At 46.0% G+C, this 6446-nt stretch carries 6 protein-coding genes and 1 pseudogene; all 7 read left to right on the top strand.

Annotation, left to right across the window (positions count from 1 at the left end; all coding sequences use genetic code 11):
* Positions 1 to 124: pseudogene (locus NSB25_RS28475) on the top strand (type IV secretory system conjugative DNA transfer family protein); the annotation flags it as partial.
* Positions 125 to 187: 63 nt separating this feature from the next.
* Positions 188 to 2539 carry a recombinase family protein gene (locus NSB25_RS28470; RefSeq protein WP_103241350.1) on the top strand — a complete coding sequence of 784 codons (2352 nt, stop codon included), beginning with the start codon at positions 188 to 190 and terminating at the stop codon, positions 2537 to 2539.
* A gap of 307 nt (positions 2540 to 2846) precedes the next feature.
* Positions 2847 to 3221: a BlaI/MecI/CopY family transcriptional regulator gene (locus NSB25_RS28465; protein ID WP_103241351.1), complete on the top strand. Its 375-nt coding sequence runs from the start codon at positions 2847 to 2849 to the stop codon at positions 3219 to 3221.
* On the top strand, positions 3214 to 5247 hold the full coding sequence (locus tag NSB25_RS28460; protein ID WP_103241352.1) for a M56 family metallopeptidase: 2034 nt from the start codon (positions 3214 to 3216) through the stop codon (positions 5245 to 5247). Before NSB25_RS28465 ends, NSB25_RS28460 begins: the two co-directional genes overlap by 8 nt.
* Before the next feature lie 120 nt (positions 5248 to 5367).
* Complete coding sequence (locus tag NSB25_RS28455; RefSeq protein WP_103241353.1) at positions 5368 to 5811, top strand: RNA polymerase sigma factor; 444 nt, start codon at positions 5368 to 5370, stop codon at positions 5809 to 5811.
* Complete coding sequence (locus tag NSB25_RS28450) at positions 5798 to 5998, top strand: helix-turn-helix domain-containing protein (protein ID WP_103241354.1); 201 nt, start codon at positions 5798 to 5800, stop codon at positions 5996 to 5998. The genes NSB25_RS28455 and NSB25_RS28450 overlap by 14 nt, the downstream gene beginning before the upstream one ends.
* A 44-nt stretch (positions 5999 to 6042) precedes the next feature.
* The coding region (locus tag NSB25_RS28445; RefSeq protein ID WP_103241355.1) for a winged helix-turn-helix domain-containing protein at positions 6043 to 6446 on the top strand (404 nt) is incomplete at its 3' end.

The following is a 6446-nucleotide window of genomic DNA, read 5'->3' as shown; positions in this document are numbered from 1 at the left end:
AAGAAACAAAAATATCCTTGTAATCGGCGGTTCCGGCAGCGGCAAGACCCGGTTCTTTGTGAAACCGTCGCTCATGCAATGTACGTCAAAGGATTTTCCAACGTCGTATATCGTCACTGACCCGAACAGATAAGTATAATAGGGTTATAGGGAAGCGCGCACCCTCAAAGAAAGGAGGTTACACACCATGAAGAAGCAGACAGAGAAAGACAAACTCACCGCCCTATACGAAAGGCTCTCCCATGACGACGAGCGAGCCGGGGAATCCGTAAGCATTGAGAACCAGAAGCGGATTTTGGAGGACTACGCAAGAAAGAACGGCTTTACCAATATCCGGCATTTTACTGATGACGGAATACGGGGGACTACGTTCAAGCGTCCGGGGCTTGACGCTATGTTAGACGAAATCCGGGCGGGGAACGTGGCGACTGTTATCATCAAAGACCAGAGCCGAATCGGGCGTGACGTGGTTGAAGTGGGGCTTTTGAAGCGCACTTTTGACGAGTACCATGTGCGTTTTATCGCCGCCAATGACAACCTTGACACCGCCAATGGCTTTGATATTATGTCGATTTTCCGTGACGTGATAAATGAGTGGTACGTTGCCGACACCAGCCGCAAAATCAAAGCTGTTTTCAAGTCCAGAATGGAAAAGGGCTTGCGCTGTTCTGGCAGTGTCTGCTATGGCTACCGCGCTTCCAAAGAGGAAAAAGGCGAATGGATAATTGACGAGGAAGCCGCCGCTGTTGTGCGCCGTATCTTCCAGAGCGTCCTTGCCGGGGAAACCATAGCCAGCATAGCAAAGGAACTCCGCGCCGAGAAAATCCCTATCCCGTCCGAGCATTGGAAGCGGACAGGCGAACCAGTCCGGGCGGCAAAATACACAGACCCCTACGCATGGTCAGCGACCACTATCGGCTACATACTGAAACGCCCGGAATATATGGGGCGCAAGGTATTAGGGAAAACCGTATGCGAGAACTACAAGACCAAGAGCAGCCGCAAGACCGCGCCGGAGGAACAGTATATCTTTGAGGGCGCAATCCCCGCCATTGTGGACGAGGAAACGTGGCAGACCGTACAGAAGATACGGGAAACCGTGCGCCGCGCCCCGAAGCGGCAGAACGCCCCGAACCGTTTGACCGGGCTTCTCTACTGCGCCGACTGCGGCTCAAAACTCACACACCGCTATACCCTTGTGCAAGGGAAATGGGTAGAGGACGCTTTTATCTGCTCCGGCTACCGCCATTTAATCCATGACTGCACCATGCACCATATCCCCACGGCGAAGATTGAAGCCGCCATCCTTGCCGTTATCCAGCGCGTGAGCTGGTATGTGCGGCACAATGAAAAGGAGTTTACAGAGCGCGTCCGGGAAGCATCCGACCAGAACCAAGAAAAGACCGTCAAAGAGTGCAAACAGAAAATCAGCAAGGCACAGAAGCGACACAAAGAACTTGACGGGCTTGTAAAAAAGCTGTACGAGGGAAACGCCACGGGCAAGATACCCGACAAGCATTTTACCCGGCTTCTTGCCGAATATGACGAAGAACAGACCGGGCTGGAAACGTCCATAGCGGAATGGCAAAGGCAGATTGAGAACTGGAACGCCGACAAGCTGAAAACAGACCAGTTTATACAGCTTGTGAAACGCTACACGGATTTCTCCGAGCTTACAACACCCATGCTCAACGAGTTTATCGAGAAAGTAATTGTGCATGAGGGCGAGGGGCGGGGGAATGACCGCCGCCAGCGGATAGACATTTACCTAAACTTTATCGGCGCGTTTGAAGTACCCGCCCATATCGTCACCCCGGCAGAGGTGGAGGAACAACGCCGCCAGCAGGAGGAACAGGCAGCAAAGGAAGCCCGGTCAAAGGAGCTTGAAAAGGCGCGGTATGAGAAGCGCAAGGCAGAGAAACGGGAATTTACCGCAAGGAAAAAGGCGGGGCTTCTCACCCCGGAGGAACTGGAAGCGGAGGAAAAGCGGCTTGCACACAGCCGGGAATGGCAAAAGGAATGGCGGGAGAAACGCAAAGCCGCAGAGCCGCCCAAGCCGCCTAAGAAAAAATCCATAAAGGAGCTTATGGAACTGGAAAAAACAGGGGCAGAGCTTACGCCGGAGGAAACGGAACGGCTTGCGGAACACCGCCGGAAGAAAGCCGCACAGCATAAGGCGTGGCGCGAAAGGCAGAAAGCCGGACAGCCAAAGACAAGGACGCTGAAAGAGCTTGCCGCCGCCCAGAAAGAGGGGGAAGCCCTAACGCCGGAGGAATCGGAACGTCTGGAAGCCCACAAGAGCCGGAAAAAAGTTGCAATGGAAAAGCTGGTACAGCAAGCCGAAACCGACCCAGCAGCGGCGGCAGAACTGGCAAAGAAACGGGCGTACCAATCCGAAGCCACCAAGAAATCCCGGCAGAAAATGTATGAGGAAGCCGCCACAGGAAACCCCGAAGCGGTGGAACGCTATGAGAATTACCTTGCCGCAAGGAGGGAAGCATACCACAGGAAAAAACAGGAAGCGGAGCGAACCGCATAAGGGCTGAAAAGCAAGGGCGCATTGTGGAAATGTGCATAACTGGCTATGGAATCATGGATAACTCTGTTCACAGCACATGGAAAAGCTAAAGTGCAGCTTTCCCACATCCTGCAAACAGAGTTACCCACAATTCCATAAGACAGCCAGTTATACACATTACCACGAATGCCGACTACTACGGAATCCCACCCCTATCTTTCATACCTTTTTATAAATTCTTAAATTTGTTTTAGGGTATTGCATTATCACCTACAAAGTGTTAAGATGAATGCATACCTACAAAATGTTAAGATAAAAGGAGGACAATATGGCACAGCAAATTTCTGAATCCGAATTGGTACTAATGAAAATCATTTGGAAGAATGGAGGGGCGGCTTTATACTCCCTCATCATGGAGGAATTGGAAAAAGACAAAAACGAATGGAAGAACAACACCGTACTCACTCTGCTTTCCCGTCTGGGCGAAAAAAAGTTCTTGAAAGTGAAAAAAATTGGCAGACGGAATGAGTATGTGGCTACGGTAACAGAAGCAGAATACCAGACCATGCAGACCCACAGCTTTCTTGATAAAGTCTACGGCGGGAATGTGAAAAACTTAGTATCGACCTTGTTGCGGCAGGATATTCTTTCGGCAGACGAATTGAAAGAGATTGAAACATTTTGGAGAAAAGAAAATGAATGAGTTTATAAAAATACTATTGTCGCTGTCTGTTTCCGGCGCACTGTTACTGCTTCTCATTTTGGGATTGAAGCCGCTGTATAAAAACAAATTCAGCAAGCGTTGGCAGTATTATATCTGGATAGTTGTTGCGTTGCGGTTTCTGCTTCCCTTTACTCCCGATACTACGATTGTTGGAAGCCTGTTTGAAAAATTCGACACAGCAGCAATAACGAATGAAATCCCTACAAGCCCCAATGTACCCGTTCCCGCAGATACGGGTAACAGCAAAGCAGAGCCGACACAGACAAACCGGGAAATAACCACCGCTGCCATGCGTGAGCCATTTAACAAATATGTCTGTCTGTTTTTTATCTGGTCAGCATTGGCACTGGTTTTATTTGTCCGCAAGGTAACGGTTTATCAAGGATTTATCCAATACATCAAAGCAGGAAATAAAGAAGTATCGGATATAAAAATCTTGAATCTGCTATCTGATTGTGAAGAAAAACTGAATATCAAGACAAGGGTTGAATTATCCCGTAATTCTCTGATTGCTTCCCCTATGATGATTGGTTTCTTTCGACCAAGAATCATTTTGCCTGTTGGCGAATTGGAAGATAAAGAGTTGTCTTATATCTTTGTACATGAGCTAATTCATTACAAGCAAAGGGATATGTTTTATAAATGGCTGATACAGATTGTTGTGTGCGCCCATTGGTTCAATCCTTTTGTATATCTGCTGGAAAGGGAAGTGAATAAATCTTGTGAGCTGTCATGCGATGAAATCGTCTTATCTGTACTTGATGATAGTGCGAAGCGTGAGTATGGGGACACACTGATTTTCTTTTTTAAGTCAAATAATCTTTACAAAAGCTCTTTGGCTTCCGTCACTTTGACAGAGGGAGCAGAACAATTAAAAGAAAGGTTAGGTGCTATTATGAAATTTAGAAAAAAATCAAAAGTGGTTATTGCTATCACAGCTATTTTTACGGTTGCTGTTTGTGTCTGCTTTTTTGTAACGGGTGCATATGCCGCACCTTCTGTTGCTAATGATATGAAAACGTGGAAGGGCAGCGAAATACTGAATGAAGTATTAACAGAAGATGGAGTATACTATATCTTTTGTGATGGTGCAGGGGAAAATGACAAGCCTCTTTCTTCTGTTTCTGCCGGAAGCATTAAGATTGTATTGGTACGAAAAGATAGTTATACCTCTATCGGACCATTTGACAATATGGAAACGCTTATGGAAGATGTTGCCGGGCAGTGTGAGTATATGAACACTCTTACACAGGAAGAAAAGGATTTAGTCATAGAAACTGCCGCAAAGATTGTTGAAAATAACAAAGGATACACATATGTTCAGCGTGGTTTCTATTCTGATTCCTACATCATTGAAATGGGCTGGAATCTAAGCGATACATTAAGCAAAGAATACGCAAACAGCAAAGAAATAACCTTAGAAGATAATTCTGTAATAAAAGTGTATTTTGATGAAAACACAGTAGATTATCTGAATGATAGTAACGCTATTTCTGCAATAGGGAAATTGCTTTACTCTTTAAACAACGGCGATATGCAAAATTATCCAACGATAGAAATACCGCTAATTACAAATGTTACTTACGTCAGCGAAAATAATTTATCAATACTTGCAGATGAATACTTTCAAAACAATAACCTAACTGGATTTTCAGCGATTTTCCCCGTATTAGATACGGAACTTCAAAAGGAATATTGCCAAAAGATATATGATGATAATAAAATTGCTTTCTTTTCGTCTATCATACCATACATGGATAGGGATTTGGTAACACTGTATGCAGATAAATCAGACCAAGACCAAAAGGTAAATTTCTTTTCTGTTATTTTAGGGTATATGCAGTCAGATGACCTAAATCAATATGCGGAAAAATATTACGAAGCAAATAATATTTCCTACTTTACGATTTTGGTTGATTACATGACAAAAGAAGAAAGACAGGAATGGATAAAAAGGGCGCAAACAGATAAGAAAACTAATTTTGTTGCAGTCTTATCTGATTGAATTGCTTGATTAAATTGTTACGGTTTAACAAGAGGTAGCCGAGTAGAACAAAGCTACCTCTTGTAAAATAAAAGAACCTATCAACATTGTTCCCCATGTGGGAGAAAGGGGGAAATTTCTATGGATTGCACAGAAGCATACAGGGAACACATCATGTATTCTTTCAATGGCTTTTGCAAAGTCGTTATACGCTATGCCGCTATCAACGCATGGCGCGACAGGAACAGGCGGCGGCAAAGAGAAATATCCTTTGAATACCTCACAGAAGAAAAGTTCTACCCTCTAAGCACATCAGATGAATACTTCACATCACCTTACGAACAATACCCCGTTACAATCTGCGGTCAGACAATCATACTCACCAATGGCGAGCTTGCTGCAGCCCTGTTATCCCTGCCGGAGAAAAAGAGGGAAATCATTTACCTTTACTTTTTCGGGAATTACACACAGCAGGAAATCGGGGATTTATATGGGCATTGTAAAAGTACGGCATGGCATTACATACACAGTGCTTTACAAATGTTGCAGGAGGAAATGGAGGTGCTTTTGCGTGGGGAATCCTAAACTCATTCCGTATGAAACCATTGTCCGGGCGACCAGCGGAGAGCCGGAAGCCGTGGAGGAAGTCTTGCGGCATTACAGCAGGAGAATCCGGCTTGCCGCCCTTGAAAACGGACACGTCAACACAGACACCGAGGACAGCATAAAACAGCGGCTTATCACCGCCCTGTTCCAGTTCCGTTTTGACTGAAAAGGGCTGCATGACGGGAGGTGGTATTTGTCGGGAAGATAGTCATGCTTACATTCAGCGACACCGAAGAAAAAGCGGTTGAGAAAGCCATAGCCGCCCTTGCGGATATGATACCGCTGGAAGCCATAGAGCCGCCCCACTCCCCGGCACTTACTTTTCCGGGATTGGAAATCAGATTGCACCAACGCCGGGTACTGAAAAACGGGATTGACGTTTCCCTCACCCGTCTGGAATACGGCGCGCTCTGCTACCTTGCCGCCAGTCCGGGGCGGGTATTCACAAAGGCGCAAATCTTTGAAGCCGTGTGGAGCATGGGGAGCGAAAGCTGCCAGTCAAGCGTTACAAATGTGATATGCAATCTGCGGAAAAAGATAGAGCCGGACAGCAGGAATCCCACTTACATAAAGACCATTTTAGGGATAGGCTACAAGTTTGTTTCCGGGGAATA

The organism is Acetatifactor muris, assembly GCF_024623325.1.
In the GTDB taxonomy this organism is placed as follows: domain Bacteria; phylum Bacillota; class Clostridia; order Lachnospirales; family Lachnospiraceae; genus Acetatifactor; species Acetatifactor muris.
This window is presented reverse-complemented; position numbering and strand designations above follow the sequence as displayed.

Coding starts and splice junctions, on each gene's coding strand:
- NSB25_RS28460 (WP_103241352.1), top strand. CDS start 3,214: ATGAATGAGTTTATAAAAATACTATTGTCGCTGTCTGTTTCCGGCGCA.
- NSB25_RS28465 (WP_103241351.1), top strand. CDS start 2,847: ATGGCACAGCAAATTTCTGAATCCGAATTGGTACTAATGAAAATCATT.
- NSB25_RS28455 (WP_103241353.1), top strand. CDS start 5,368: ATGGATTGCACAGAAGCATACAGGGAACACATCATGTATTCTTTCAAT.
- NSB25_RS28470 (WP_103241350.1), top strand. CDS start 188: ATGAAGAAGCAGACAGAGAAAGACAAACTCACCGCCCTATACGAAAGG.